This window comes from Rhodococcus oryzae (assembly GCF_005049235.1).
Lineage (GTDB): Bacteria > Actinomycetota > Actinomycetes > Mycobacteriales > Mycobacteriaceae > Rhodococcus_G > Rhodococcus_G oryzae.
This window is the reverse complement of record NZ_SUMD01000006.1, coordinates 1-25,648: the sequence shown is the minus strand read 5'-3', so window position 1 is coordinate 25,648 and position 25,648 is coordinate 1. Positions and strand designations below refer to the sequence as shown.

Sequence of the window (25,648 nt, the reverse complement as noted above, 5' to 3'; positions counted from 1 at the left end):
GTTCAGGTCCGTACAGAGCGCGAGCGCCTCGCCGCGAGCGCCGCGGTGACGCGGACCAGATCCCGCGGCGACGACACGTCCAGCCCAGTCAGCGTCGCGAGCTTGCGAAGCCGGTAGAGCACCGTGTTCGGATGGACGTGCAGGGCAACGGCCGCGGCCCCACGGTCGTAGCCCGCGTCCACGAAGGCCTCGAGGGTACGCAGGATCGGCTCATGGGTATCCAACGGGGACAACAGATTCGCCAGCACCGCGTGCGCTGCGCTCGGCCTGGTCAGCTGATACTCGACCGGGACGTCCCGCAGCCGGAAGAGCCCGCTCCGGTGCCCGTGACAGCGCGCCACCTCGAGCACCTCGCGGGCCTCCTCCAACGCGCCGGGCACCCGGGACGGCGCCGCGGCGGACACCGCGACGACGACCGGGGCGCCGATCGCCCGTTCGAGATCGAGCAGATTGCGCCGCAGCTGCGCATACTGGGCGCTGTCCTCCCAGTTGTCCTCGGCGGGTTCGGAATCGACGATCGGGATCAGCGCCGTCCCGCCGCTGCCGGTCACCGCGCACAGCGCCTTGTCCCGGCCGACACTGTCGAGTTCCCGCTGCAGCCGCCGCACCTTGCGCCGCTCGGCCACCGCGGTGTCCACCTCCGCCGCGGATTCGTCGGGGTGCGGATCGACGTGGATCGCGACGATCCAGTAGAGCCGGGCGAGCGTCAGACCGACCCGATCCGCGGTCCCGGCCGGGTCGGTTCCCGCGGACAACGCCATCAGCAGGGCGCGCCGGGCGGCGTCGTCCTCCCCCGCATGAGCATGGTCCGACCCGTATCCGGCCACCACCGCGGACGTAGCGGCCAGCAGGTAGGTGTGTAGCTGCCGCCCTGCCCGGGCCAGGGCCGGGCCGTCCCCGTCGGTGGCCAGCTCCGAGATCGCCGCCCACCAGTGCTTGATCCCGAGGTGGTACGCGTGCAGGACCTCGGCGAGGGGTACCAGCTCCTCCGCCCGGCGGCCGGCGGATTCACGCAGCTCCGCCACCTCCCCCTGGGTCGGCTCACCCGCGGTCCTCAGCATCGCGATGAACAGTTCCAGATTCCGGCGCACGATGGCGGTGACGTCGATGCGGATGGCTTCCTCGGGCAGCGACCGATAGAAGGGCACCTCGGTCCGCACCGCGTGCACCGTCTCGGCGACCAGCGCGTGCGTCCGCTGGGCCAGCTGGTCCGCCAGCGACCGACCGCCGATCTCGATGGGACCGTCCGGGTCGGTTTTGATTCCAGACACAAAAACCTCCGAATAGTTGATCGCAATCTACAACCACGACCAGGAGTTTTCCGATCAATATGTAATCCACGCCACTCTCAGATGCACAAAGGGCGCATCGCATGGGGGCGGGCTATGAGAGAAGGAGTCTCGGTGACCAACATGATCCGCCGCGCCACCCGGTCGGGAGCCACGGCCGCCGCCACACTGTGCCTGCTGGCGGCTGCCGCCGCGGGCAACGCCGGCGCCTCGCCGCTGCAACCCGGCGCGATCGACTATGTCGCGCTCGGCGACTCCGCGGCCGCCGGGCCGCTGCTCCCCGACCAGGACATGAGCGCACCCGGATGCCTGCGGTCGCGGGACAACTACCCCGCGGTGGTCGCCGCGGCCCTCGGCGCCACCCTCACCGACGTCACCTGCTCGTCCGCCAGGACGGCGCACATCACCGACACGCGGCAGGGCACGTTCGCCGGGGCCGTGCCCCCGCAGCTCGATGCACTGAGCCCCGACACCGACCTCGTCACGGTCACCATCGGAGCGAACGACTTCAACCTCTTCAGCACTGCCCTCAGCTGCACCAACCCGCTGCCGCAACCGACCGGCACGTCCTGCCGCGACAAGTTCACCGCGGGTGGGCGCAACCAGCAGCGGGACCTGATCCGCGACTGGGCCCCGGCCTGGGGGGCGATGCTCGACAAGGTCCGCGAACGCGCACCCCACGCCGAGATCGCGGTGGTCGGGTACGGAACCTACCTCCGACCGGGCGGATGCCCTGCGCAGCAGCCGATCTGGCCGCAGGATGCCGACTACCTGCAGAGCGTGATGGCGGACGCGAACGAGGCGATGGCGGCCGAGGCGGCCCGGCGCGACGTCCGATTCATCGACATCAGGCAGGCCACCTCCGGCCACGACATCTGCGCGGGCCCCACCCAGGCCCACTATGCGGGCCTGGTCCCGGCAGAGCCCGCGGTGCCGCTGCACCCGACGGTGCTCGGCATGCAGGCGATCGGCGCACATGTCGCCGGCGAGCTGCGCTGAGCGCCGCACCCCATCCCACCGCACCGCCTGCGGCAGTGCACTTTCCGTCCCCACCCTCACCGAACTAGCGAGGCCCCATGTCCGTGCACGAACCAACGGTTGCGCCATCGGCGCTGCCTGCCGCCACGACCAAGGTCGTCAGCGGGGCGCTGATCGCCCTGTTCCTTGCGAATCTGGTCAACTTCTTCGACCGCGCGATCCCGTCGGTGGTCGCCGAACCCATCAAGGCCGAATTCTCGCTCAGCGACCTGCAACTCGGGCTCATCATGTCGGCGTTCACGTTGGTGTACGCGGTGGCGGGACTGCCGCTCGGCCGACTCGCGGACCGCGGCAACCGGCCGAAGATCATCGGCGCCGGGCTGCTGCTGTGGAGCGGACTGACCGCGGCGACCGGCGCCGCGGGCAACTACATGCTCTTCATCCTGGCCCGGCTCGGCGTCGGCGTCGGCGAGGCCAGCTTCACCCCGGCCGCGAATTCGATGATCGGCGACATGTATCCGGCGGAGCGCCGCTCACGGGCGCTCGGCGTCTTCATGCTCGGACTCCCGGTCGGACTCATGCTTGCGTACTTCACCGTCGGCAAGATCACGGAGGCCTTCGGATCCTGGCGGGCGCCGTTCTTCGTCGCGGCCGTGCCCGGTGTGCTGCTCGCCCTTGTCATGTTCCGGATGCGCGACCCCGAACGCGGCGGCTCGGAGCACACCGCTGCAGGCGCCGTGCTCACGGACGACGCCGCGATCACCCGACCGATCCGCCGACTGCTGTCGATCCCGACCCTGCGCTGGCTGATCCTCGCCGGCTTGACCTTCAACTTCGCCGCGTACGCGGTGAACTCGTTCGTGGTTCCGCTGCTGATGCGCCAGTACGAACTGAAGCTGACTCCTGCCGCCGCGGTCACCGGGATCATCGTCGGCTTGACCGGGCTGATCGGCCTGCTGGCGGGCGCGCGACTCGCGGACCGCGCGGCGACCACGTCACCGAACGCGCGGCTCACCATCGGCGTCGTCAGCTGCGCGGTGGCCGCGCCGCTGACCGCCCTCGCGCTGATGCAGAACGGCGGGAGCGTCGTGGCCTTCACCGCGCTCTTCGCCGCCGGCTGGCTGCTCGCCTATGGCTTCTACATCAGCGTCTACCCCGCGATCCACGACGTGGTGGTCCCGCGACTGCGCGCCACCGCGACCGCACTGTTCTTCGCGGCCATGTACCTGCTCGGCGGATTCTCGGGCCCCGTCGTGGTCGGCGCCATCTCCGACTGGTTCGCTCAGCGGGCCCTCGACGCGGCGGGCACCGGCACGCTGGCACAGTATTCGGGCCAGGGGCTGAACTCGGCGATGTACCTGATCCCGCTGATGTTGGTCCTCACGGCCGTGTTCATCTACCTGGCCACCCGCACCATCGCCGCCGACTCCACCCGGATGCGCCGGTCACTGGAAAGCCGGTGAACGGTTCCGGGACAATGACGTCATGGCCGACGCGACTATCTACCACAACCAGCGCTGCAGCACCTCGCGCACCGTTCTAAAGCTGATCGAGGAGGCCGGCATCGAGCCGACCATCGTCAAGTACCTGGAGACGCCGCCCTCGCGCGACGGACTGCGGAAGCTCCTCGACGACGCCGGGCTCAAGCCGAGCGAGGCGATCCGCAGGAAGGAAGCGCTCTACAGGGAACTCGGCCTTGCCGAGGCGAGCGAGGACGAACTGCTCGAGGCCATGGTGGAGAACCCGATCCTCATCGAGCGGCCCATCGTGGTGACGGCCAAGGGCACCGTGCTCGCCCGGCCCGCCGAGCGGGTCTCCACGATCCTGTAGCCACGCCGATCCGAACACGGCCCCGCCGGCTCGCGCCGACGGGGCCGTGCTGCGTTCAATTCGGAATCCCTACGATCCCACCGAACCGAAATCGACCGAGCCCAGGTCCATCGAGCCGAGATCGAGCGAGCCCGACGCGTCTTCCTCCTCGGTCACGGTCTCCACCGGCGCCGGCTCGACCGGGGTCGCGGGCACCGCGATCTCCTCCGGCGTCCAGACGCCGCAGTTGTAGGTGACGAAGGTGCTGTCGGTGGCCTTCAGCGTGACCGCCGACGGGTCATTGGTCTGCATGTACTCGACGACCGTCGGCTGCCCGTTCGTGAGCGAGAGCCGCGTCCAGGTGCACGGTGCACCGAGCGTGGTCGGCCCCGTCGACTCGTAGGTGCCCGGCGCGAGCCCGGCGGCACCCACCTGGAACCCACCGTCGTGGGTGATCACCGGGGTGCCCGCAAAGGCGACGCCCGCGCCCGCGAGAACGCCTCCCGCAACCGCCACGGAGGCGATCGACATCGAAACCAGCTTGCGCATAACTTCCTTCCACACTTCGGCCAAGTTGGACAATTGTCCAAGCGAGAAGGTAGCCACAAACGGGGCGATCACACGACGAATCCCTCATTGGTGACGCGAGTCACATCAGCGGGGCGGCGGCGGCGGTTTCGCCTGCCGCATCGGACCTTTGGCGGTCAGAGCAGATCGCGCGACACCGGGCAGGACATGCACCGCGGGCCGCCCCGGCCCGAGCCCAGCTCGGACCCGGATATGCGCAACACCTCGATCCCCGATGCCTCCAGACGCGAGTTCGTCACGACGTTCCGCTCGTAGGCGACGACCACCCCCGGCTCCAGGGCGAGGGTGTTGTTGCCGTCGTCCCACTGCTCGCGCTCGGCCGTGACGTTGTCGAGCCCGGTGTCGATCACCCGGAGCTTGCCGATGCCCATCGCGTCGGCCGCGGCCTTCAGGAACGGTTCGGCGCCGCGAATGCTCACCCCCACGTCCTCACGGTGAATGGTGAACGCGGACAGACTGTCCTGAATCGCGGGATACATCACCACGGCGTCGACGTCGACCATCGTGCACACCGTGTCCAGGTGCATCGACGCTCGCGACTGGGCGATCGGGACCACCAGCACCGAGTGCGCAAGGCCGTCCTCGAAAACGCTGCGCGCCAACGCCTCCGCCCCTGCCGGGGTGGTCCGCTCCCCCACCCCCACGGCCACCACACCGGGCGCGAGCAGCAACACGTCGCCGCCCTCGACCGGCGCGGTATGCGACTCATAGGCCCGCCGCACCCCGAGGAAGCGGGGGTGGTGCGCGTAGATCAGGTCGGTCAGCGAGGCCTCGCGCACCCGCGCAGGCAGGGCCAGCGCGGTGATCGCGACCCGATCCCCGATCCAGAAAGACGAGTCCCTGGTGAACAGCAGGTTCGGCAGCGGCTCGATCACGAAGTCGCCGCCGTGGTGCATCCGCCGCACCAGCGATGCGCCGCCCGGCCCGAGCGGGAGCTCGTCGAATGTCATGCCCGCGGTCAGGATGGTGGCCAGGGCCGCGGGCTCGACGGTCCGCAGGTGCGCGGCGAGTTCCTGGGCGAGCGGGTGGCCGAGCCGGCGGGGATCGACAGCCGCCGAGATGCCCTGCATGCGGGCCGCCCCGCTCGCGGTCAGGGTCTCGGTGAGCACCTCGGACAACAGCAGCACCTCGACACCACGCGAGCGCAGCAGCGCGGCGAACGCGTCGTGCTCCTCCTGCGCCCGGTCCACCCAGGGCAACCCGTCGAACAGCAGTTGGTCGTTGTTGCGCGGGGTCAGCCGCTTGAGCTCGTCGCCCGGGCGGTGCAGCAGCACGGTGCGCAGGGTGCCCACCTCGGAGTTGGCCCCCAACACGGACGGCCCCTCGTTTCCCACGACGCTGCGCTCCATGGCTAGACGGTAGTGCGCGCCAGGCCGCGCCGCGAGGGCTTCGATTCACAGGCCGACCCGATTCCCTCAACTAAGGTCGAGGTCGACGAGGGGAGGCGCCGGTGGAGATGCCGGACTGGAAGGCCAAGGAACTCACGCCGGGGCAGCTGTCGGAGCGCAGCGGGGTGGCGGTGTCCGCGTTGCACTTCTACGAGCGCGAGGGGCTCATCGAGAGCCGCCGGACCAGCGGGAACCAGCGCCGCTATGCACGAGACACCCTGCGCCGGGTGGCCTTCATCCGGATCTCCCAGCAGGTCGGCATCCCGCTCGCGGAGATCCGGGAGGCGCTCGACACCCTGCCCGAGGGACGGACCCCGACCCGGGCCGACTGGGAACGGCTCTCGACGAGCTGGCACGCCGACCTGGACCGGCGCATCGAGCAGTTGACCCGACTCCGGGACAACCTCACCGGCTGCATCGGCTGCGGATGCCTGTCCATGAACAGCTGCGCGCTCGCCAACCCGCACGACCGGCTCGCCACCGCGGGCCCAGGCGCCCGGGTACTGGACGTTCGACTCCGCCGCTGATCACCCGGGCTCGTCGCACGGCCTCAGCGCAGCAGGCCGCGCTCGCGCGCCGCGGCAACTGCGGCCGTCCTGCTGTCCACGCCGAGCTTCGAGAACACATGCACCAGATGCGACTTCACGGTCGCCTCGGTGACGAACAGCTGCTTGGCGATGGCCCGGTTCGACAGCCCGTCTGCCACCAGCCGGACGATCTCCGTCTCGCGGGCGCTCAGGTCGACCCGGGGCTCACGGATCCGCCGGTACAACCGTTGCGCCACATCCGGGTTGAGTACCGTCTCGCCCCTGGACGCGGCCCACACCGCGTCCAGCAGCACCTGCGGATCGCTGTCCTTGAGCAGGTACCCGGCCGCACCGGCCTCGACAGCGCGCAGGATGTCGGCGTCGGTGTCATAGGTGGTGAGCACCACCACCCGCGGCGGATCGGGTCGGGCCATGATCGCCTCGGTGGACTGCGCGCCGTCCATGCCCGCGCCGAGTCGCAGGTCCATCAGCACCACGTCAGGTCGGGTCGTCTCGACCAGTTCGAGCGCCTGCTCGCCCGAGGCCGCCTCCGCCACCACGTCCAGGCCCTCGTGCGAGGACAGCAGGGCCCGCAAGCCCGCCCGGACCACCGGATGATCGTCGACCAGCAGCAGCCGCAGCCGCGGGCCGGTCACGACTGTGCCCCCGAGACGGGAAGGGTTGCCGCCAGGGCGGTTCCGTCGCCCGGCGCCGATTCGACGACCAACGAGCCGCCCAGCGTCTCGAGCCGGTCGCGCATCGCGCGCAGGCCGAACGAGGCCGGATCGACCACGGAAGCGGGATCGAACCCCACCCCGTCGTCCACGACGTCGAGACGCACCTCGTCCTGGTCGTAGCCCAGTGTCACCCGGACGTTCTCGGCCCGCGAATGCAGCCGGACATTGGCCAGCGCGCTCTGCGCCACCCGCAGCAACGCCACATCGAAGTCCATCGGCAGCGGCAGCGGATCCCCCTCGACATGCAGCAGGCCGACGATCCCGGTGTGCGTGCCCAGCTGCATCAACTGGCGGCCGAGCGCGGACTCCAGCGAGGCGTCCTCGAGCGCCGACGGCGTCAGCGCCCCGACCACCCGGCGAGCCTCGCCGAGGTTGTCCTGGGCGGTCTCCGCGATCTGCGCGAGGACCGCCTTCGGGTCATCGCCGCGCTCACCTGCGCGCGCCAGCAGCACGATCGACGAGAAGCCCTGCGCGAGGGTGTCATGGATGTCCCGCGCCAGCCGCGCGCGCTCGGCCACCGCGCCCGCCTCGCGTTGCAGCGCATTCAATTCGCCCTGCGCGCTGAGCAATTCGTCGTGGGATCGGGTCAACTCGTCCAGCAGTCGCTGACGCTGCTGGGTGTCACGCAGCAACTGCTGGTAGATCAGCGCCATCCCCGCGGCGGCGGTCGCACCGAAGATCGGACCGAGGAAGGACGCGACGGTGTTGCTGGTGCCGTGCCAGAGCGTGGCGGCGATGACGACAGCGGTGATCGCGACCGTCGCAGCCAGCGCAACCCTGGTCGAGAGCAGGTGGAAGCACAGGAAGAACAGCGGGAATGCCACCCACACGAAGCCGGCGCCGAGCACGGACAGCCCGAGCCAGCCGAGCACCAGGACCCCCAGCCAGAGCGGGCCGTACCAGTCGCGGCCCGTTGTCTCGGCGGCGCGGCGGGCGAACCACACCCCGAGCAGATACCAGGCCAGCACCGCCGCGGCCAGCACGAATGCGGGCAGCGGATTCGGCTCGTCGACGGCCGCCCTCGCGGTCCCGACGGCCAGCAGGACGAGGAACAATCCGTGCGCGCCGAACTGCATGATGCGCAGCACCGGTGTCGTGCCGCGGGCGTGGCGGTATTCGGGCAACAGCATTTCATCCACGCTAACACCACCCCGGGGCTCTGACCGGCCGCGATCGGCGATGTCCAACTTTCGATTGATCCGGGTACCCATCCGTTGCGCGATGCCGGACCGGACCCTCATTCGCGAGGCTGGAAGCCATGTTCCTCAGTATTCGTGACCTCCGATTCGCCAAGGGCCGCTTCGCTCTGATGAGCGCGGTCCTCTTCCTCATCTCGCTGATGGTCGTGATGCTCTCCGGACTCACCGCCGGGCTCGGGAACCAGTCGATCGCGGCGATCCAGCACGTGGGCGCCGACCGGTTCGCGTTCGGCGCGCCCGCCGAGGGTCAGCAGGTCGCGTTCACCGATTCCCAGGTCACCGAGGCCCAGCGGGCACAGCTAGCCTCCACCCCCGGCGTGGACGAGGCCTCGATCCTCGGCATCGCGCCCCTCCGGATCACCGCCGACGGTCGCGATGTCAGCGCCAGCGGCTTCGGCGTCGCGGGCGACTCCTTCGCCGCGCCCGCCCAGGTGCACGCCGGCGAGATCGCGGTCGACCGGCAGCTCGCGGACGACAACGGCTGGGCCGTCGGCACCACCGTCGACATCGCCGGACACCCGTTCACGATCGGCACGCTCGTCGACGACTCGTACTACAGCCACCAGTCGGTGGTGTGGCTCGACCTCGCGGACTGGCGCCAGCTGCCGACCGCGGGTGACAGCGAGGGCACGACGATCGCACTGCGCACCTCCTCCGACTTCGACGCGGCGGCCGCCGAATCCCTCACCGGTACCGCCATCACCGACGAGAAGGGCGCCCTCAACGCCATCGGCGCATACTCCTCCGAGCGCGGCTCGCTGCTGCTGATGCAGGGCATGCTGCTGGCGATCAGCGCGTTGGTCGTCGGCGCCTTCTTCACCATCTGGACGATCCAGCGCGGCCAGGACCTGGCGGTCCTCAAGGCCGTCGGCGCCTCCACCCGATACCTGCTCGTCGACGCACTCGGCCAGGGGCTGATCGTGCTCACCCTCGGCGCGGGCCTCGGCACCCTCGCCGCGATCGGGCTCGGCTCGGTGGCCGCGAGCGCGGTCCCGTTCACCCTCACGGTAACCGGCACGCTCGTACCGTTCTTCGCGCTGATCGCGCTGGGCATGCTCGGCGCCGCGGCGGCCCTGACCCGCATCGTCAAGGTCGACCCGCTGACCGCGCTCGGCGCGGCCAGGTAACGCCGACCGCACCGCAGGCACACGTAAACCCCACGCCTCCAGGAGCATCCATGAGCATCACACTGAAGAACACGGTCCTCACCTACCCCGACGGCGACACCCGGCTGCGCGCCCTCGACGATGTGTCCCTCACGGTCGAGCGCGGCCAACTCGCCGCGATCACCGGGCCGTCCGGCTCGGGCAAATCCAGCCTGCTCGCCGTTGCGGGCTTGCTGATCACCCCCGATTCGGGCACCGTCACCATCGACGGCACCGACGTCACCGGCCTGGGCCGAACGGCCCGCACCACCGTGCGCCGTCAGCAACTCGGATTCGTCTTCCAGCAGGCCAACCTGATGGCCTCGCTGACCGCAACGGAGCAGCTGCTGATGATCACCCATCTCGGCGGCGGCAGCGTTCGTGGCCAGCGCGCCAGGGCCAGGGACCTGCTGTCCACGTTGGGGCTCGAGAAGCAGCTGGACAGGCGACCGCACCAGCTCTCCGGCGGACAACGGCAGCGGGTCGCGATCGCGCGCAGCCTGATGAACGACCCGTCGGTGTTGCTCGTCGACGAGCCGACCTCGGCGCTGGACGAGGACCGCAGCCGCGAGATCGTCGCATTGCTGGCCTCGCTCAGCCACGAACGCAACGTGGCGACCGTGATGGTCACCCACGACCTCAGCCAGCTCGACCTGGTCGACGGCGTCTACGAGATGCACAGCGGGACCCTGTCGACGGCGACAGTGCCTGTCTAGCTGCCCTCGGGGCACCTGCACGCGAGTGTGCCCCCGCCGAAAGCGGGGGCACACTCGCTGCGCCGAAGCGCGTCGACATGGACCGTCGGATCTCAGGGACCGACGTCCGGTGCACCGGGGCCGACGTCCGGTGCACCGGGACCACCGGGGAGGGGCCCGTTCGGGTCGGCAGGCGGCGCGGCCTGGCCCGGATCGAGAACATCGGAATCGCCGACGTGGCCGGGTCCCTCGAAGGGCCCCTTCGGGTCGGCCGGGGGCTCGGCCTGGCCGGGATCGAGAACATCCGTATCGCCGACCTGGCCCGGACCCTCGAACGGGCCCTTGGGCGGGCGCGGCGGATCGACAACCGGCGGCACGACAACCGGCGGCTCGACCACCGGATGCTGCACGGGATGCGCGACCGGAGCCGGAGCCGGGGCAGGCAGAGCGGCCTGCGGAGCGACCACGGGGCCCGGATCAGCGCTGTACGAACCCGGGTTCCCGGCACCGCCATCCCGGGGACCGGGATCGACCGGGCCGGGCTGCTCCCCATCGCGATTCACCACATTCTCCCGCTCCACCTGCCGCGGCACACTCTGTCCCTGGCCCGGTACGGGCGTGCCGACTGTGCTGTCACCGCACGCCGACAGGGTGGCGATACCGGCGAGCGAGAACCCGGCCACGGCGAGTGCGGCGATGACATTGCGGGAAGAGATGGTGCGGATAATGGGGGCCTCCTGGGGTTTCGGCGAGCCGCTTGGCTGCTATACCCAGCCTCCGGCACCACCGATGCCCCGGATAGGCACCCAAGGGTCACCGCCACCCACCCTCAGACCGGCGGCAGGAGCTTGCTGAACTGGTCGTTGGCCTTCTGCATCACGAACTCGTACGGCGGGGCGAACTTGCGTGCCCACCAGTAGCCGAACCGGATGTCGTTCGAGGTGTAGACCAGATAGCGGTTCTTCTTGATGCCGCGGACGATGCACTCCGCGACCCTCTCCGGCGAGACCGCACGCTTCTCGAAGCGGTGCACCAGCTTTCGAATCCGCGGATCATCGCGGTCCACCCCGGCGATCTGTACGGTTCCGACCAGCGGGGTCTTCACTCCCCCCGGCACCACGAGGCTGACGCCGATGCCGTGCCGCTTGAGATCGAAGCGCAGGACCTCGGAAACGCCACGGAGGCCGAACTTGCTTGCGCTGTAGGCGGCGTGCCACGGCAATGCGAGCAGGCCTGCAGCAGAGGAGACGTTGACCAGGTGCCCGCCGCGGCCGGCGCGCACCATCGGCGGCACGAAGTTCTCGATGATGTGGATGGGCCCCATCAGGTTGACGTCGACCATCGACTTCCAGTGCCGGTGTTCGAGGTTCTCCACGGTGCCCCAGGCGGAGATGCCCGCGACGTTCATCACCACATCCATGGCGCCGTGCGCACCGTCGATCTCCGTCGCCCACGCGGTGACGGCGTCGTAGTCGGACACGTCCAGCGCCTTCGAGGTGGTCACCGCGCTTCCTGCCATGGTCACCGTCTCGGCCAGGCCGACCGCGTTGATGTCGGTGAGGAACAGCTCGGCTCCCTCCGCCGCGGAGGCCAGGGCCGTCGCCCGGCCGATCCCGCTACCAGCCCCGGTGATCAGGCACTTCTTCCCCCGCAGGTCCTTCACGATGGCCTTCCCTCACGTCGTCCCGGTCGCTCACGCGGAGTCTAACGACAACGGCGCCCCGCCCCGGGAGATCCGGGGCGGGGCGCCGTCAGCTGTCAGCGATCAGGAACCGAAGGTCGGGAGCGAGCTGCCGCCCCCACCGGGAACGGGCTCGTCCTGGACGGTGATCGTCGTGGACGCCTCCGAACCGAGGTAGCCCGGCGCACCGGAGTACACCGCGCGGACGTCGCGGACGCCGCTGACGGTGAACATGTAGCTCTGGCTAGCCAGTCCGTCGGTGACATTGACCGGGTTGCCGAGCGGCTCGGCGCCACTGAAGAACTGGAGGGTGCCGCCAACCGCCTTCGGAGCGACGTTCGCCCTCAGGAACACGTAGCGACCCTTCTGCACGATCTCCGGCAGGTCGAGCGTGATCGTGGTCGCGACGTCCGTCGCACCCGGATCCGTGATGCTCAGGGTCTGGGCAGTGGAGGTGGAGCCGGCAAACCCGGGGGCACCGGAGAACACCGCGGTGATCGCCTTGTTGCCGGGCACCGTGAAGTTCTTGACCACACTGGCCTTGCCATCGGCACCGACCGGGGCGGTCCCCAGCTCGGTCATGCCGTTCTTGAAGGTCACCGTGCCGGCTCCCGGGAACGGCGAGACCTGCGCCTCGATGATCACGTCGACATTGATCAGCGCAGCGGCCGGCATGATCAGCGTGGTCTGCGTGGTCTGATCGCCCGGGTCCACAGTGACGGACTGCACAGCCGAAACCGACTCGGTGGCAAACGGCGTGGCCAGGAATTTCGCGGACAGGTCATGCGGGCCGGCCTGGTTGGCGGACGGCTTCCACTTGAACGCCGCGGTGCCGGTGGCGTCGAGGGCAACCGACCCGATCTCGTTCGTGCCGGAGAAGAACTTCACGAGGTCGCCCGCGCGCCCACCGAGCGTCTTCGCGGTCAGCGTCGACTCGACGCCTGCCTTGAGCGGCCCGGCCGGGTTGAGCACGGTGGTGCTGACGTTCTTGGACACCACGTACGCGGGACCGAGGTTGAGGTTCTCGCCCGAGGACGCGACGGCGCCATACTTGATCCCGGTGTTCAGAGCCACCTCACGAGGACAGTTGGCCCCGATGACGTACTGGAACTCAAAGGTCGGCGAGGTGGACGCATCCCAGTTGCCCGAGACCCGGAGCAGGCCTGCACCCTGACTCTGCAAGGCGACCGGGATGCCGGCAACCTTCGCCGAGTCCTTCTTGTAGGTGATACAGGTGTTGCGATGATCCTCGAACCAGTTGACGGTGTCGGTCCCGGCGATCGTGGTGGACACCGTGACCACCTCACCCTCGGCCGGTGCGACGTTGCTGATCGTGCGGGTGAAGTTCTTACCCCCGTCCGCCCATGTGATCGTCGCGGGCGCGGCGCTCGCGCCACCCGCACCCAGCGTCACCGCGAACCCGGCGGTGACCGCGAAAGCGCCTCCCATCGCGATGGTGCGGCGCACAGAACTCACCGACATGCATTTCCTCCCAAAGACGAGGGCGCCCACACATGTTGGGGTTGCCCTGTTGTGTCGTCACGGAATCCGACTCACCCGCAGCGGAGCCGTCGGCGTGCACAGAATCGAGCAGAAGTAGACCACGCCGGTCCCACGCCCGAGATCGTTTTGGCATAAGAAAGTGGACGGTTGTGCAAGTCATCGCGACCCGGTCGTGCACGGCGCCGAGCGGCCGCGAACGGGCGCTCGAACGGGACGCATCCGCGCAGCTACGACACGCGCGTCCCGCCCGTCACAGGCGTCACAGCCTGGTGGACATCTCGTCCTGGTAGTCCCGGATCGTCTTCTCGATGCTGTCGGCATCTTCCGGATCCCCATGGCGGCGAGCCTCGTCCGCGCGATCCCGCAACGTCCTGATCGCCTTGCGCAATTCGTTGTCGGTCATCCTGTGATCCATATCACCAAGTGTGCCCGGCTCGACGACTCGAGGCCAGTGCTGAATCCGGCGCGATGCGCGATCACGAGCCTTGACGCTCACGCCACGCGCGACGAGTGTTGTTCACATGTATTCGGGGGCCTCGCGCCCCGATGGAAGGGTCGCGAGGACATTCGCGAAGTCGCATACGTACGAACCGCGCCACGGCTCGGGCGGGCACCCTCTGACCAGTGTGGGGACCACCGGCTCCCGCGCAGTCCGCACCCGCCTCGACCGCGGTTTCTGCCGTCTCGCCCGTGCTCCAGATCGACCGATGTGGCGAGTCCGGCCTTCTTCGCACCCAAGGAAGAGGAAGCCATGAAGAGCGATCTGCACGCAGCACCCCACGCCACCGATTCACCCGTCCCGATTCCCGAGGTGGTCGCGGCCCTGCGCGCGACCTACGCCTCGGGCCGTACCAGGCCCGCGGCGTGGCGCATCGAGCAGCTGCGTGGCATCGAGCGATTGCTGGACGAGCGCGAGGGGGAGATCGCACAGGCCCTCGCCAAGGATCTCGGGCGCGACGCCTTCGAGTCCTGGATGTCCGACATCCTCACCGCCAAGAGCGAGGCCGCCTACGCCCGCAAACGGGTGCGCCGGTGGATGCGCCCCCGGCCGCGGCCGCTGCCGCTCAACCAGATGCCCGCGCTGGGATGGGTGCAGTACGAGCCACTCGGGGTGGTGCTCGTCATCGGGTCCTGGAACGTTCCGCTGACGGTAACCCTCGGACCGTTGGTCGGTGCCGTGTCGGCGGGAAACTGCGCCGTCGTCAAACCGTCGGAGCTCGTCCCAGCAACGTCGCGCCTGCTGGCCCGGCTGCTCCCCGAGTACCTCGACGCCGATGCCGTGGCCGTGGTCGAGGGCGACGGGCGCACCACCCAGGCCCTGCTCGCCCAGGGTTGCGACCACGTGTTCTTCACCGGCGGCACGGAGATCGGCCGGAAGATCCTGGCCGGGGCCGCGCCGCACCTGACGCCGGTGACCCTCGAACTCGGCGGCAGGAACCCGGCGATCGTCATGCGGGACGCGGACCTCGCGGTCACCGCCCGCCGGATCGCCTGGACGAAGGTGTTCATCTCGGGCCAGTCCTGCATCGCGGCGGACTACGTGCTGGTCGAGCGCGCCGTCAGGGACGAGTTGGTCGATCGAATAGTCGACAGCCTCAACGAGTTCCGTTCGGGCGAAGCTGCGCGAGGCATGCGCATCATCAACGAGCGCCAGTTCGACCGGTTGGCCGGGTATCTCGCAAACACCGAGGCTGCGGTCGTATGCGGCGGCGGTACCGATCGGGCCACTCTGACGGTCGAGCCCACCGTGCTGGTGGAACCGGGACCCGAGGAGCCGGTCATGCGGGAGGAAATCTTCGGCCCGATCCTGCCGGTGCTCGCCGTCGACTCATTGGACGAGGCGACCGCCTTCGTCAACGCGCGGCCGAAACCCCTTGCCGCCTATGTCTTCACGAGGTCGGCGCAGACTCGCCGCCGGTTGCTGTCCGAGGTCAGCTCGGGCGGAGCGGTGGTCAATCACCTCACCCTCCAGGAAGTGGTGCCCCAGCTCCCGTTCGGCGGCGTCGGAACCAGCGGCATGGGGCGATACCACGGCAGGTGGGGGTTCGAAACCCTCAGCCACCGAAAGGCTGTGCTGCTCAAGCCGTTCAAACCCGATCCCCGGTTCTTCTACCCGCCCTACACCGACCGGACGATCAAGACGATGCGCAGGATGCTCAGGGCCTGAAGGGCGACGCCGACGGGGCTCCACACACGGGTGTGGCCCCCGACGACGAATCGTCGGGGGTCACACCGGGTGTTCAGCTCGCTCCGCCGGTACAACCCGGCGGAACCCGATTAGGATCCGAAGATCGATCCGAGGCTGCCTGCGCCACCGGGGGTGCCACCGCCGGTGCCCGTCACGACGACGGATTCCTGGTCGGCGGACGCGTTCACAGTGCCCGCACCGGAGTACTCGGCGGTGATGATGCGCTGACCCTCGTTCGCGGGAGTCCACGAGAGGCTGGCCTGGCCGCCCGCGTTCACCGGCGCGGTGCCGATGACGATGTCGCCGTCCTTGAACGTGACCGTGCCACCCGCATCACCGGGAGTGACCTGCGCCGAGATCGTCTGCGCCGCGCCGACCTTGGGTGCGCCAACCAGGGTGAGCACCGTGGTCGAGTTGGTGTTGCCCGCAGGCGCCTCCGCCACGGTCACCGTCGCGTTGGCCGTCGACCCCGTGACGCCGGAGCGCCCGGAGAACGTCGCGGCGATCGAGTGGCTGCCCGCGGTGGACGGCACCCACGTGTAGGTGGCCACACCGTTGGCATCGACCGGCACGTCGGCCAGCGTCGCAGCGCCGTCCTTGAACGCCACTGTGCCGCCTGCACCCGTCGGCGAGACTGTCGCCTTCAGCACGGTGGACCGACCGACCTCAGCGCCCGAGATCGGGGCGAGCACGGTCGAGGACACCGCATCGGCCTGCGAGACCTGCACGGTCTGCACCGGCGACTGCGAGCCCTCGGCCCGCGGGGTCGCCAGGAACTTCGCGGACAGGCCGTGCGCGCCCCGGGTGGCGGGCGTCCAGTTGAACGTCGCCTCGCCTGCACCGTTCAGCGCGGCCTGGCCGATCTTCACCGCTCCGTCGAAGAACTCGACAGGATTGCCCTCGGCGCCACCGGTCACGGTCGCCTTCAGCGGAACCGACTGGCCGACCTGCACGTTGGCCGGGGTGGCCAGAGCGGTCGTGGAGGTGTTGATCCGCACCGAGACCGTGGGGCCCTTGTCCTGGTAGGTGCCGGAACCGAGCGAGCCGCCGTAGTGCACCGTCGTCATCAGCGGGACGTTGCGGTCACAGTTCGCGCCGACCTTGTAGGAGAACTCGAACGTCCGCAGGTTGGGGCTGATGTGCGGGTACAGCGGCCACTCGATGCTGCTGCCCTTGACCTTCGCGAAGTCCGCACCCTGGCTGTCCAGGCCGCGCGGCGAGCCGTCCACCTTCGCCGAACCGTCCACGTACGTCAGGCAGGCCGGGTGGACGTCCTTGACCTCGTAGATGTACTCGACGACGCCGCCGGTCCGGTCGAACTGGGTGGTCGAGGTGATGATGTCGCCTTCGGCGGGGGTGGTGTCGCTGATCGTGCGGGTGATCCGCTCGCTACCGTCGTCCCACGTCACGCTCGCAGGCGCCGCGCCCGCGACACCAGCGCCCACCGTTGCCGCGAACCCGGCCGACAAAGCCAGCACGCCGGCCCCGCCAACCACGCGACGAATGCTCTTGTCAGACATACATTTCCCCTCTATGCGGCAGACCGCGGACACAGAAAGACGTCCAGGCCGTCCAGATTTTGTAATGACCAGCGCCCTCCGTCGCACCGCGATGACGTCCCGGGCCGCTGAGGCGAGATGAAGTAGATCACATCCGGCGTGCGCCGAATGTCTCTTTCGTGAATGACATGGACAGCTGTCCGACAGCCTGTCGACCCGAGCGTCTACGCGCGGGGTGCCACCGCGTCGTCGGTGCGGCGGGACGGTTCGATGTCACGCCGTTTCACCAACAGAATGATGGCCAGGATCGGGTAGGCGAGGATGGGAGCGAACGACCCGATGTAGCCGTGCTGGTCCAGCAGGATGGCGGAACCGCTGAGCAGTGCAAAGTCGAAGAGTCCGTGCAATACGGAGTTGAGCGCGTTACTGCCCGAGACCCGGCGAGTGAGATAGAAGAAGTACCCGGCGAGGCTGACCATGATCGCCTGAGGGATCGCGGAAGCGCCATGTCCGAAGACGTTCGACAGGTGGACAGCGCCGAAGATGAGGCTGGACCACAGGGCAACCCGGCCCTCCCCGAGGCCGTGATTACGCAGCATGGTCACACCGATGCCACGGAACATTCCTTCCTCGCCCCATCCGACGAACTGGGTGGCGACGAGGAGGGCAATGATGAACAGCCAACCCTTCTCCGAGAGGGCGCTGTAGTCGATGCCCAGCAGGATGGAGGCGAGCAGAATGATGGGCACGACCCATACCCAGCGGTTGACCGGGCGGTCGTCCTTGATTGCCGGCCGCCACCATCCCAGAGCCGCTATGACCCCGTACGTGAACGCCAGGGCGAGCCCGAGTGGGATCACCATCGTGAAGACGACCCCGCGGGTGGTCAGGGTGTCGCCCTCGTCGCCCCAACCCGCGATGAGGCGGCCGCCGAACTGGATGATCGCCAGGTACACGATGACGACAACGGCGAAAGCAAGGTAGGAAAGATGCCGCCCGGTAATGCGAGGGGCAGCCTCATGTTCAGGTCCGTTCACCGCACAAGGTTAAGGCCCCGTCAACGCAAAAGGCGCTCCTCCCGAAGGAGAAGCGCCTTTCGACTGGTGGAGCTGAGGGGAATCGAACCCCTGACCTCTTCGATGCGAACGAAGCGCGCTACCAACTGCGCCACAGCCCCTAACCACGCTCCCGTAGGAACGCTCGGCAACTGTAGCAGCCCGGCCCGCCACAGAAAAAATCGCCCGGTCCGGAGGGGATTCACCTCGCGACGACGACATTTCCGACCCCGGTGAACGCGGGTCACTCGGGGCAGGCGACGCCCGCCCGAGTGGTGTCCAGGATGGTCTGCCCCTCCGGGACGGCTCGCCATTGATCGAACGGATGCTCCAGTGCGAACCGGCCGTCGGTCTGCCGCACCAGCGTCCGGGTCTCGGCGTTGCCCGGATTGTTCAGCGACTCGAAGTACTCGACCGACCAGTGGAACCAGCGCATGCAGAACAGCCGCATGGTCAGCCCGTGCGTCACCACGAGAGTGTTCGGCGGGAACCCGGGCTTGGCGCGGTGCCGGTACAACGTCTCCATGAAGGTGCTCACCCGATCGAAGACGTCGGCGCCCGACTCGCCCTCGTTGAACCGGTAGAAGAAGTGCCCGTAGGTGTTGCGCAGCCCGGTCTGCCGGGCGATCTCGTCCGGGTCCTGATAGTTCGCCCAGTCCTGCTCGCGCAGACGCGGTTCCTCGATCCGGCGCTCGATCAGATCGTCGATGCCGAGCGCCTCGAGGGTCTGGTAGGCCCGCAGGTACGGCGAGACGTACACGCAGACCTTCTGCCCGTCGAACTGTTCGCGCAGTCGCTCCCCCGCGACCCTGGACTGCTCCACGCCGCGCGCGGTCAACGGGATCCGGTAGTCGGGCACCCGCTCGTAGATCCCCGGATCGATGTTCGCCTCGGACTCGCCGTGCCGGAGCAGCACGATCCGCTCCGGCCCGGCTCCGTCCACCATCCGTGTCAGGCTACTGACCGACGACCCGGCGCATCTCCTGAGGAGCCGCCTCTTCCTCGAACCGGACGTCGTAGTGCTCGAGGTGCTCGAACACCGGGTCCTCGTCGTCCACTTCGAGCACCACCGCTCCTGGCCGGCGCAGCCGGGACGGGATCAACCGCAGCTCGTCGTCCTCGCGGGACTCCACCCCGAGCCTGGAGCGGCTCAGACGCGCCATCCGGCGACGACGGATCTCCTGCTCGAACTGGACCTGCCTGCGCATGTAGGCCAGGTACCCGCCGAGGCCGACAAAGGCGGCCGCGGCAACCCACCACAGCAACGGCGACAGGATGAGCGCGAGCGCCGCCGACATGATCGTCAGCAGGATCAGACCGAGGACGGCACGCTGCCGGAAGCCGTACCGAGCGGCCCGCGCGAGGGCATCGGCCTCGGGGTCGAACCCGCCGCGACCGCGGCGCTGCGGGACGTACTCACGAGCCGCGGCCCGCTCGTCGTCCAACTCGTCGACTTCTACCTGGGTGTCCATGCGGTCCTCCGCATACCTGGGGCGAGTGGGTTCGCGGCGCCAGTTCGGGTCGCTGCGGTGTCCTGAGGCGGGTCCGCGGTGCTGCTGACGCGCGAGCTGGTCGCGGTCGAGCACACGGGTCGCCAGTGCTGCATCGGTGGTCTGACGGATTCGGGGGCGACGTTTCACCTGCATGGGCAGCAGGACGAACAGCCACATCCCGACCAAGGCGATCCACAGGATCGAGTTCGGCATACCGGCGACCTCCCTCCCAGTCGTCTACCAGCACATATGACTCAATCAGCCCATTCAGGCTAATTGCCACGGCGCGCAGTTCCCCGCAGACGCGCCGACTCAACTTTCCCAACTGTCACAATAGTCACTCGCTCCAGTGGTGTTTTGCACTACCCGTCACCAAGCGGATCCGCCCGGGTCACGGGGTCACCCCCAGGCGGCCTTGCCCGCCCGGACCAACCGGTCGCTGACGGTGCCCTCGACCTCCTCGATCGTCATCGCCACCAGCAGATGATCGCGCCACGCACCGTCCACGTCCAGGTACCGACGCAACAGTCCCTCCTCGCGGAACCCGACGTTGCGCAGTACCGCCTGACTCGCCAGGTTCTCCGGTCGAACGGTGGCCTCGACCCGATGCAACCCGAGGGCGCCGAAGCTGTGGTCGAGCCCGAGCGCCACCGCGGCGGTGGCCACCCCCTGGCCACCCACCTCCCTGGTCACCCAGTAGCCGATCCACGCGGACCGCAGCGCCCCGCGCACGACGTTTCCGATCGTCAGCTGCCCACAGAACTTTCCGTCGAGTTCGATGACCAGCGGCACCATCCGGCCCTTGCGCGCCTCCGAGCGCAGCGAGGCGCACAGCCCGGGCCAGTTCCCGATGTGATGACGGTCCTCCCACGGGCCCTCACCGGTCGGCTCCCACGGTTCGAGATGCTCCTGGTCGCGAATTCGGATACGGCTCCAGGCCGCGGCGTCGCGCAGCCGGATCGGGCGCAACGTCACCCGTCCGGCACCCACCGTCAGCGGACCCAGATGCGCCGGCCAACCCGGGTGAATCGAGTACTTACGCAGCGATGTTCCCAACCCTCAGCCTCGCTGCGCAAGGAAGGCCACGTCGACCTCGTCGCCGGTCCGGACCTCGGTGACCTCCGGAGCGACCAGGACGAGGCAGTTCGCCTCCGCCAGCGTCGCCAGGAGGTGCGAGGACGCGCCTGGCGCCCCGCCGAGCGCCTGCACCAGGTACTCCCCCGTCGACTCGTCGCGCATCAGCTGCCCACGCAGGAAGCCCTTGCGGTTCTCGATCGAGGTGATCGGCGCCACCGTGCGCGCGGTGACCACCCTGCGCATCGGCTGCCTGCGGCCGAGTGCGATCCGGATCAGCGGCCGGACCATCACCTCGAACACGACCAGCGCACTGACCGGGTTGGACGGCAACAGGAACGTCGGCACCTCGTCGCGACCGAGCTGACCGAATCCCTGCACCGAACCCGGGTGCATCGCCACCCGCTCCACCTCGAGGTCGCCGAGGTCGCGTAGCGCCTCGCGGACCTGATCGGAGGCCCCGCCGCCGACCGCCCCGGCGATGACCACGATCTCCGAACGGATCAGCTGACCCTCGACCACCTCGCGCAGCCGACGGGGATCGGTGCCTGCGATGCCCACCCGGTTCACGTCGGCGCCTGCGTCGCGCGCGGCCGCGGCGAGCGCGTACGAGTTCACGTCATAGACCTGACCGGGGCCGGGGGTGCGGTCGATGTCGACCAGCTCGCCGCCGACGGAGATCACCGACAGCCGCGGTCGGGGATGCACCAGCACCTTGTCGCGCCCCACCGCGGCGAGCAGACCGACCTGGGCCGCGCCGATGATGGTGCCCGCGCGCACCGCGACGTCGCCGGGCTGCACATCGTCGCCGATGCGCCGGACGTAGTCACCGGAACGGACCGGCCAGAGCACCTTCACGCGATTCAGGCCGCCATCGGTGCGGTCGAGCGGCAGGACCGCGTCGGCGAGGGTCGGCAGCGGCGCGCCGGTGTCCACGCGCACCGCCTGACGCGGCTGCAGTCGGATCGGTTGGCGCGAACCGGCGGCGACCTCGCCCACCACGGGCAGCGTCACCTCGACGGGCTCGTCGTCCTCGCCCCGGTTCTCCCCGCCTGCACCGGCGACATCGACGCTACGCACGGCGTAGCCGTCGATCGCGGCCTGATCGAATCCCGGCAGCGGGCGCTCGGTGACCACCTCTTCGGCACACAACAGACCCTGAGCCTCCGAGATCGCCACCCGGACCGGCCGGGGTGCGACCGCGGCAGCCGTCACTCTCGTCTGCTGCTCCTCAACCGAGCGCATGTAGTCACTGCCTCCCGACCCCACTAATGTCCCGTCTGCTGCAGTCTCTGAGTGAGCCAGTCGCGCAGCGAAGGACCGTATTCTTCACTGTCCAGGGCAAAGTCAACCGCAGCCCGCAGGTAGCCTCCGGGATTTCCGAGGTCGTGTCTCGACCCACGGTGCACCACCACGTGCACCGGATGACCCTCCGAGATCAGCAACGCGATCGCATCGGTCAACTGCAACTCGCCACCCTGACCCGGGGTGATCCGGCGCAACGCATCGAAGATCGCCCGATCCAACAGGTACCGGCCCGCCGCCGCGAACGTCGACGGCGCGTCCTCCGGCTTCGGCTTCTCCACCATCCCGACGACCTTGAGGACGTCCGGATTCGTCGCGTCCGGCACCTCCTCGACATCGAAGACGCCGTACGCACTGACCTGATCCTTGGGCACATCGATCGCACACAGCACGCTGCCGCCGCGCTTCTCCCGGACCCGGACCATCGTCTCGAGCACCCCACGCGGCATCACCAGGTCATCGGGCAACAGGACCGCGATCGCGTCCTCGTCGTCATCGAGCACACACTCCACGCACCCGACGGCGTGACCGAGCCCGAGCGGCTCCTCCTGGATCACCGACTCCACCTCGAGCAGGCCCTGCGCCTTTCGGACCTTCTCGAGCAGATGCGACTTGCCGCTGGCCTCGAGCTTGCTCTCGAGCACCAGGTCCTCGACGAAGTGCGCGACGACCCCGTCCTTGCCCTCCGAGGTGACGATCACCAGCCGGCTGGCGCCGGAATCGGCGGCCTCACCGGCAACGAGCTCGATGCCCGGCGTGTCCACCACCGGCAGCAATTCCTTCGGCACCGTCTTGGTCGCGGGCAGGAACCTGGTGCCCAGACCCGCCGCGGGCACCACCGCCGTGCGGAAGTGCCTGTTCTTGTTGGTGCCGGCCTGTGTCATGAGCACACCCTATCCATCTCGTCCGTGCCCACCGGATTCTAGGGTGAGCACGATGGGAACGCGGCTCAGGGGAACGGGGTGGCATCGGTGACCGAGGTGACGACGAAAGCGCAGTGGCGGACCAGGGTGCTCGCCGCGCGTCGTTCACGCGACGCCGTGACCAGGGAGACGGAAGACCGCGCCCTCGCCGCGGCGGCCTCGGCGCTCGGCGACACGCTCGGACCCGATGCCACGGTCTGCGCATATGTGCCGGTCGGGCTCGAACCGGGGTCGACGGCACTCCTCGACGCACTCCGGCCTCGGGTCGGACGGATCCTGCTGCCCGTGGCCAGGGAACCCGGCCCGCTGCACTGGGCGGAGTATCACGGCACCGAGGCCCTGGTCAGCGCACCGTTCGGCCTGCGCGAACCCGGGCAGCCGCACCTACCGCCCTCGGCGATCTCGGAGGCGACGGCGATCCTGATCCCGGCGCTCGCGGTCGACGAACGGGGGGTCCGTCTCGGTCGGGGCGCGGGCTTCTACGACCGAACCCTCGACCTCGCCGATCCGGCGGCCCGCCTGATCGCGGTGGTCCGCGACGACGAGGTGGTCGGCGAGCTGCCCGACGAGTCACACGACATCCGGGTCGGCTGGGTCCTCACCCCGGTCGGCGGGCTTCGTGCACTGGGAATAGGAAGCTGATTACCGGCGTTGGCACTCCTGACTGTAAAGTGCTAACGCCTGCCGTATCACCACACAGGCCTGAGTACCCCGTGCGGAGGATCCTTCAGTGCCCACCTACTCGTATGCCTGCACCGAATGCAGCAACCGGTTCGACATCGTCCAGTCCTTCACCGACGACACCCTGACCGTGTGCTCCGAGTGCTCCGGCAAGCTGCGCAAGCTGTTCAACTCCGTCGGCATCGTCTTCAAGGGCAGCGGCTTCTACCGCACGGACAGCCGGGGTAGCGGCGGCACCGCCAGCGAGCCCGCCAAGTCCGATTCGTCGGCGTCCTCGACCCCCGCGAGCAGCCCGTCGACCAGCACGTCGACGTCCACCGCGAGCGCGGGCGCGACCTCGTCTGCGACCTAGCCCCTGGGTTCTCCACAGCCGCCTGATCCCTCCACAGGCGCGCTGTGCGGCGGCTCTGGCGGCCGCCCGCGGCCCCTAGCGTGGCCCCATGGACCGCGCACCGATCCCCGGCAGCCGTCGTGCCGAACGGCTCGACCCGACCTGGGCCGACCGACTCTCCCGGCTGACCCGGCCGGGATCGGCCCGCGTCGCCGCCGCCCGCCGGGTGCTCGCCGCCGCTCTCGCGCTGACCGCCGTGATCCTGCTGCTGCGCGGCGACCCGTCAGACGATCGGGTGGACGTCGTCGCGGCCGCACGCGACCTGACGCCCGGCCTCGTCCTCGGCGCCGACGACGTGCGGCTCGTGCAGTTGGGTGCCGCGACGGTGCCCACGGGCGCCCTGCGCGGCATCGAGGACGCCGTTGGCCACACCCTGACCGGCCCCGCCAGGGCGGGCGAGACCCTGACCGACCTGCGCATGCTCGGTCCGCGTCTGGCCAACGCGGCCACCAACTCGACCGACGCCCGCGTGGTGCCGATCCGACTCGCCGACCCCGAAGTGACCGACCTGTTGCGCGAGGGTGACCGGGTGGACGTGCTGACCGTGAACCCCGACACCGAGGGGCCCGCGCCCGACGCCCGGGTGCTGGCCTCCGCCGCGACGGTGATCCTGGTGTCCCCCAATGATTCCGGCCGTGGTGCACGCGAGCGCGTTGTGATGCTCGCGCTGCCTGCGGGCGAGGCGACGACGGTCGCCGCGGCCTCGCTGTCGACCGCACTGACGGTCACATTCCACTGACTCCCGGACGGACGTCTGGTTGCCCCGCCACCTCCGGTGTCCATAGCATTTGCATGTCCGAGAGCATCACCAGCCGACGGAACGGAGACCCAACTCATGTTGAAGGGCTTCAAAGACTTCCTGCTCAAGGGAAACGTGCTCGACCTGGCCGTCGCGGTGATCATCGGTGCGGCCTTCACCGCCATCGTCACCGCATTCACCGGCAATGTCGTCGAACCCCTGATCGCCGCCCTCGGCGGCTCGAACGAGATGGGCTTCGGCTTCCAGATCACCGACAGCCCGGAGACGTTCGTGAACATCGGCGCCGTGATCACCGCGGCGATCAACTTCATCATCATCGCGGCCGTCGTGTACTTCATCCTCATCGTGCCCTACAACCACACCAAGGAGCGGCACATGAAGCAGGAGGAGAAGGAGGCAACGGACATCGAGTTGCTCACCGAGATCCGCGACCTGCTGGGCAGCGACACCGCCAGACATCGGGGCTGAGGAGGCGGACACACGCTGGGCCCGTACCGAATTCGATACGGGCCCAGCGTTTTCGGATCAGGTCAGTGTAGTTTCGAGCGACCTGCAAGCAGTCGCTAGCGGCGTAGTTTCGAGCGACCTGCAAGCAGTCGCTAGCGGCGTCAGATCAGCCGATGCTGAAGGGCTGGCCCCAGAGGGTGACGGTGCCCTTGACGTTCTCGGTGTCGACGGTGACGTTGACGTAGGAGCGGGCCTGCGCGTAGCCGGCGCAGCCCTCGACGCCCATGGTGGAG

28 protein-coding genes and 1 tRNA gene are annotated in these 25,648 nt (G+C 69.0%); 11 read left to right on the top strand and 18 right to left on the bottom strand.

Annotation, left to right across the window (positions count from 1 at the left end; all coding sequences use genetic code 11):
- Positions 1-2: 2 nt before the first annotated feature.
- On the bottom strand, positions 3-1,271 hold the full coding sequence (locus FCG67_RS13795) for a PucR family transcriptional regulator (RefSeq protein ID WP_136910344.1): 1,269 nt from the start codon (positions 1,269-1,271) through the stop codon (positions 3-5).
- Positions 1,272-1,412: 141 nt separating this feature from the next.
- Here FCG67_RS13795 and FCG67_RS13790 point away from each other — a divergent pair, with 141 nt between their 5' ends.
- The 3 genes from FCG67_RS13790 (at position 1,413) to arsC (ending at position 4,097) form a co-directional block, all read left to right on the top strand.
- A complete protein-coding gene (locus FCG67_RS13790) occupies positions 1,413-2,288 on the top strand; it encodes an SGNH/GDSL hydrolase family protein (RefSeq protein WP_136910591.1) in 876 nt (291 codons plus the stop codon).
- A gap of 77 nt (positions 2,289-2,365) precedes the next feature.
- Positions 2,366-3,730, top strand: a complete 1,365-nt coding sequence (locus FCG67_RS13785) for a spinster family MFS transporter (protein ID WP_097212251.1) — start codon at positions 2,366-2,368, stop codon at positions 3,728-3,730.
- A 22-nt stretch (positions 3,731-3,752) separates the two neighbouring features.
- The gene (gene arsC / locus FCG67_RS13780) at positions 3,753-4,097 is read left to right on the top strand and encodes an arsenate reductase (glutaredoxin) (protein ID WP_136910343.1); all 345 of its coding nucleotides are present in this window, start codon (positions 3,753-3,755) and stop codon (positions 4,095-4,097) included.
- A gap of 69 nt (positions 4,098-4,166) precedes the next feature.
- On the opposite strand, the gene FCG67_RS13775 is transcribed toward arsC, so the two are convergent.
- Both FCG67_RS13775 and FCG67_RS13770 read right to left on the bottom strand, forming a co-directional pair.
- Positions 4,167-4,625: an Rv1352/Rv1906c domain-containing protein gene (locus tag FCG67_RS13775; RefSeq protein WP_136910342.1), complete on the bottom strand. Its 459-nt coding sequence runs from the start codon at positions 4,623-4,625 to the stop codon at positions 4,167-4,169.
- Between the two features lie 155 nt (positions 4,626-4,780).
- Positions 4,781-6,013 carry an arginine deiminase gene (locus FCG67_RS13770; RefSeq protein ID WP_136910341.1) on the bottom strand — a complete coding sequence of 411 codons (1,233 nt, stop codon included), beginning with the start codon at positions 6,011-6,013 and terminating at the stop codon, positions 4,781-4,783.
- A 101-nt stretch (positions 6,014-6,114) separates the two neighbouring features.
- On the opposite strand from FCG67_RS13770, the gene soxR reads away from it, so the two are divergent.
- Complete coding sequence (gene soxR / locus FCG67_RS13765) at positions 6,115-6,579, top strand: redox-sensitive transcriptional activator SoxR (protein WP_027501142.1); 465 nt, start codon at positions 6,115-6,117, stop codon at positions 6,577-6,579.
- 23 nt (positions 6,580-6,602) lie between these two features.
- Here soxR and FCG67_RS13760 read toward each other — a convergent pair whose 3' ends face one another.
- Both FCG67_RS13760 and FCG67_RS13755 read right to left on the bottom strand, forming a co-directional pair.
- Positions 6,603-7,235, bottom strand: coding sequence for a response regulator (locus FCG67_RS13760; RefSeq protein WP_169310525.1), 633 nt, complete (start codon positions 7,233-7,235; stop codon positions 6,603-6,605).
- Positions 7,232-8,446 (bottom strand): sensor histidine kinase, encoded by a 1,215-nt coding sequence (locus tag FCG67_RS13755; protein ID WP_136910340.1) that lies wholly within the window; start codon positions 8,444-8,446, stop codon positions 7,232-7,234. Before FCG67_RS13755 ends, FCG67_RS13760 begins: the two co-directional genes overlap by 4 nt.
- 128 nt (positions 8,447-8,574) lie before the next feature.
- Here FCG67_RS13755 and FCG67_RS13750 point away from each other — a divergent pair, with 128 nt between their 5' ends.
- Together FCG67_RS13750 and FCG67_RS13745 are read left to right on the top strand one after the other, a co-directional pair.
- On the top strand, positions 8,575-9,642 hold the full coding sequence (locus FCG67_RS13750) for an ABC transporter permease (protein WP_136910339.1): 1,068 nt from the start codon (positions 8,575-8,577) through the stop codon (positions 9,640-9,642).
- A gap of 50 nt (positions 9,643-9,692) precedes the next feature.
- Complete coding sequence (locus tag FCG67_RS13745; RefSeq protein ID WP_136910338.1) at positions 9,693-10,376, top strand: ABC transporter ATP-binding protein; 684 nt, start codon at positions 9,693-9,695, stop codon at positions 10,374-10,376.
- Positions 10,377-10,468: 92 nt separating this feature from the next.
- On the opposite strand, the gene FCG67_RS13740 is transcribed toward FCG67_RS13745, so the two are convergent.
- From FCG67_RS13740 to FCG67_RS24990, 4 genes are all read right to left on the bottom strand, one after another.
- A complete protein-coding gene (locus tag FCG67_RS13740) occupies positions 10,469-10,918 on the bottom strand; it encodes a hypothetical protein (protein WP_136910337.1) in 450 nt (149 codons plus the stop codon).
- Between the two features lie 266 nt (positions 10,919-11,184).
- Positions 11,185-12,018 (bottom strand): SDR family oxidoreductase, encoded by an 834-nt coding sequence (locus tag FCG67_RS13735; protein WP_169310524.1) that lies wholly within the window; start codon positions 12,016-12,018, stop codon positions 11,185-11,187.
- A 102-nt stretch (positions 12,019-12,120) separates the two neighbouring features.
- A complete protein-coding gene (locus FCG67_RS13730; protein ID WP_136910335.1) occupies positions 12,121-13,518 on the bottom strand; it encodes an Ig-like domain-containing protein in 1,398 nt (465 codons plus the stop codon).
- 280 nt (positions 13,519-13,798) lie between these two features.
- On the bottom strand, positions 13,799-13,942 hold the full coding sequence (locus FCG67_RS24990) for a hypothetical protein (protein WP_169310522.1): 144 nt from the start codon (positions 13,940-13,942) through the stop codon (positions 13,799-13,801).
- Positions 13,943-14,290: 348 nt separating this feature from the next.
- On the opposite strand from FCG67_RS24990, the gene FCG67_RS13725 reads away from it, so the two are divergent.
- Positions 14,291-15,706 carry an aldehyde dehydrogenase family protein gene (locus tag FCG67_RS13725; protein ID WP_136910334.1) on the top strand — a complete coding sequence of 472 codons (1,416 nt, stop codon included), beginning with the start codon at positions 14,291-14,293 and terminating at the stop codon, positions 15,704-15,706.
- A gap of 110 nt (positions 15,707-15,816) precedes the next feature.
- Here the strand turns inward: FCG67_RS13725 and FCG67_RS13720 are convergent, their stop codons facing one another.
- The 8 genes from FCG67_RS13720 to FCG67_RS13685 form a co-directional block, all read right to left on the bottom strand.
- On the bottom strand, positions 15,817-17,247 hold the full coding sequence (locus tag FCG67_RS13720) for an Ig-like domain-containing protein (protein WP_136910333.1): 1,431 nt from the start codon (positions 17,245-17,247) through the stop codon (positions 15,817-15,819).
- Between the two features lie 203 nt (positions 17,248-17,450).
- Complete coding sequence (locus FCG67_RS13715; RefSeq protein ID WP_136910332.1) at positions 17,451-18,263, bottom strand: CPBP family intramembrane glutamic endopeptidase; 813 nt, start codon at positions 18,261-18,263, stop codon at positions 17,451-17,453.
- 64 nt (positions 18,264-18,327) lie between these two features.
- A tRNA-Ala gene (locus tag FCG67_RS13710) sits at positions 18,328-18,403 on the bottom strand.
- 122 nt (positions 18,404-18,525) lie between these two features.
- Positions 18,526-19,227, bottom strand: a complete 702-nt coding sequence (locus FCG67_RS13705; protein WP_136910331.1) for a phosphoglycerate mutase family protein — start codon at positions 19,225-19,227, stop codon at positions 18,526-18,528.
- Positions 19,228-19,237: 10 nt separating this feature from the next.
- The gene (sepX, locus tag FCG67_RS13700) at positions 19,238-19,987 is read right to left on the bottom strand and encodes a divisome protein SepX/GlpR (RefSeq protein ID WP_136910330.1); all 750 of its coding nucleotides are present in this window, start codon (positions 19,985-19,987) and stop codon (positions 19,238-19,240) included.
- A 186-nt stretch (positions 19,988-20,173) separates the two neighbouring features.
- Positions 20,174-20,818, bottom strand: a complete 645-nt coding sequence (locus FCG67_RS13695; RefSeq protein ID WP_077043866.1) for a GNAT family N-acetyltransferase — start codon at positions 20,816-20,818, stop codon at positions 20,174-20,176.
- Between the two features lie 15 nt (positions 20,819-20,833).
- The gene (glp, locus tag FCG67_RS13690; protein ID WP_077042639.1) at positions 20,834-22,093 is read right to left on the bottom strand and encodes a molybdotransferase-like divisome protein Glp; all 1,260 of its coding nucleotides are present in this window, start codon (positions 22,091-22,093) and stop codon (positions 20,834-20,836) included.
- Positions 22,094-22,116: 23 nt separating this feature from the next.
- Positions 22,117-23,037: a UTP--glucose-1-phosphate uridylyltransferase gene (locus FCG67_RS13685; RefSeq protein ID WP_136910329.1), complete on the bottom strand. Its 921-nt coding sequence runs from the start codon at positions 23,035-23,037 to the stop codon at positions 22,117-22,119.
- An 87-nt stretch (positions 23,038-23,124) separates the two neighbouring features.
- Between FCG67_RS13685 and FCG67_RS13680 the strand changes: the two genes are divergently transcribed.
- From FCG67_RS13680 to mscL, 4 genes are all read left to right on the top strand, one after another.
- Positions 23,125-23,718: a 5-formyltetrahydrofolate cyclo-ligase gene (locus FCG67_RS13680; protein ID WP_246045063.1), complete on the top strand. Its 594-nt coding sequence runs from the start codon at positions 23,125-23,127 to the stop codon at positions 23,716-23,718.
- 88 nt (positions 23,719-23,806) lie between these two features.
- Positions 23,807-24,109, top strand: a complete 303-nt coding sequence (locus tag FCG67_RS13675) for an FmdB family zinc ribbon protein (protein ID WP_097212236.1) — start codon at positions 23,807-23,809, stop codon at positions 24,107-24,109.
- A gap of 88 nt (positions 24,110-24,197) precedes the next feature.
- A complete protein-coding gene (locus FCG67_RS13670; protein ID WP_136910327.1) occupies positions 24,198-24,887 on the top strand; it encodes an SAF domain-containing protein in 690 nt (229 codons plus the stop codon).
- Between the two features lie 96 nt (positions 24,888-24,983).
- A complete protein-coding gene (mscL, locus tag FCG67_RS13665; protein WP_136910326.1) occupies positions 24,984-25,376 on the top strand; it encodes a large conductance mechanosensitive channel protein MscL in 393 nt (130 codons plus the stop codon).
- A gap of 145 nt (positions 25,377-25,521) precedes the next feature.
- Here the strand turns inward: mscL and FCG67_RS13660 are convergent.
- Positions 25,522-25,648 (bottom strand): MspA family porin (locus tag FCG67_RS13660; protein ID WP_211243213.1); only part of this gene is annotated, 127 nt, incomplete at its 5' end.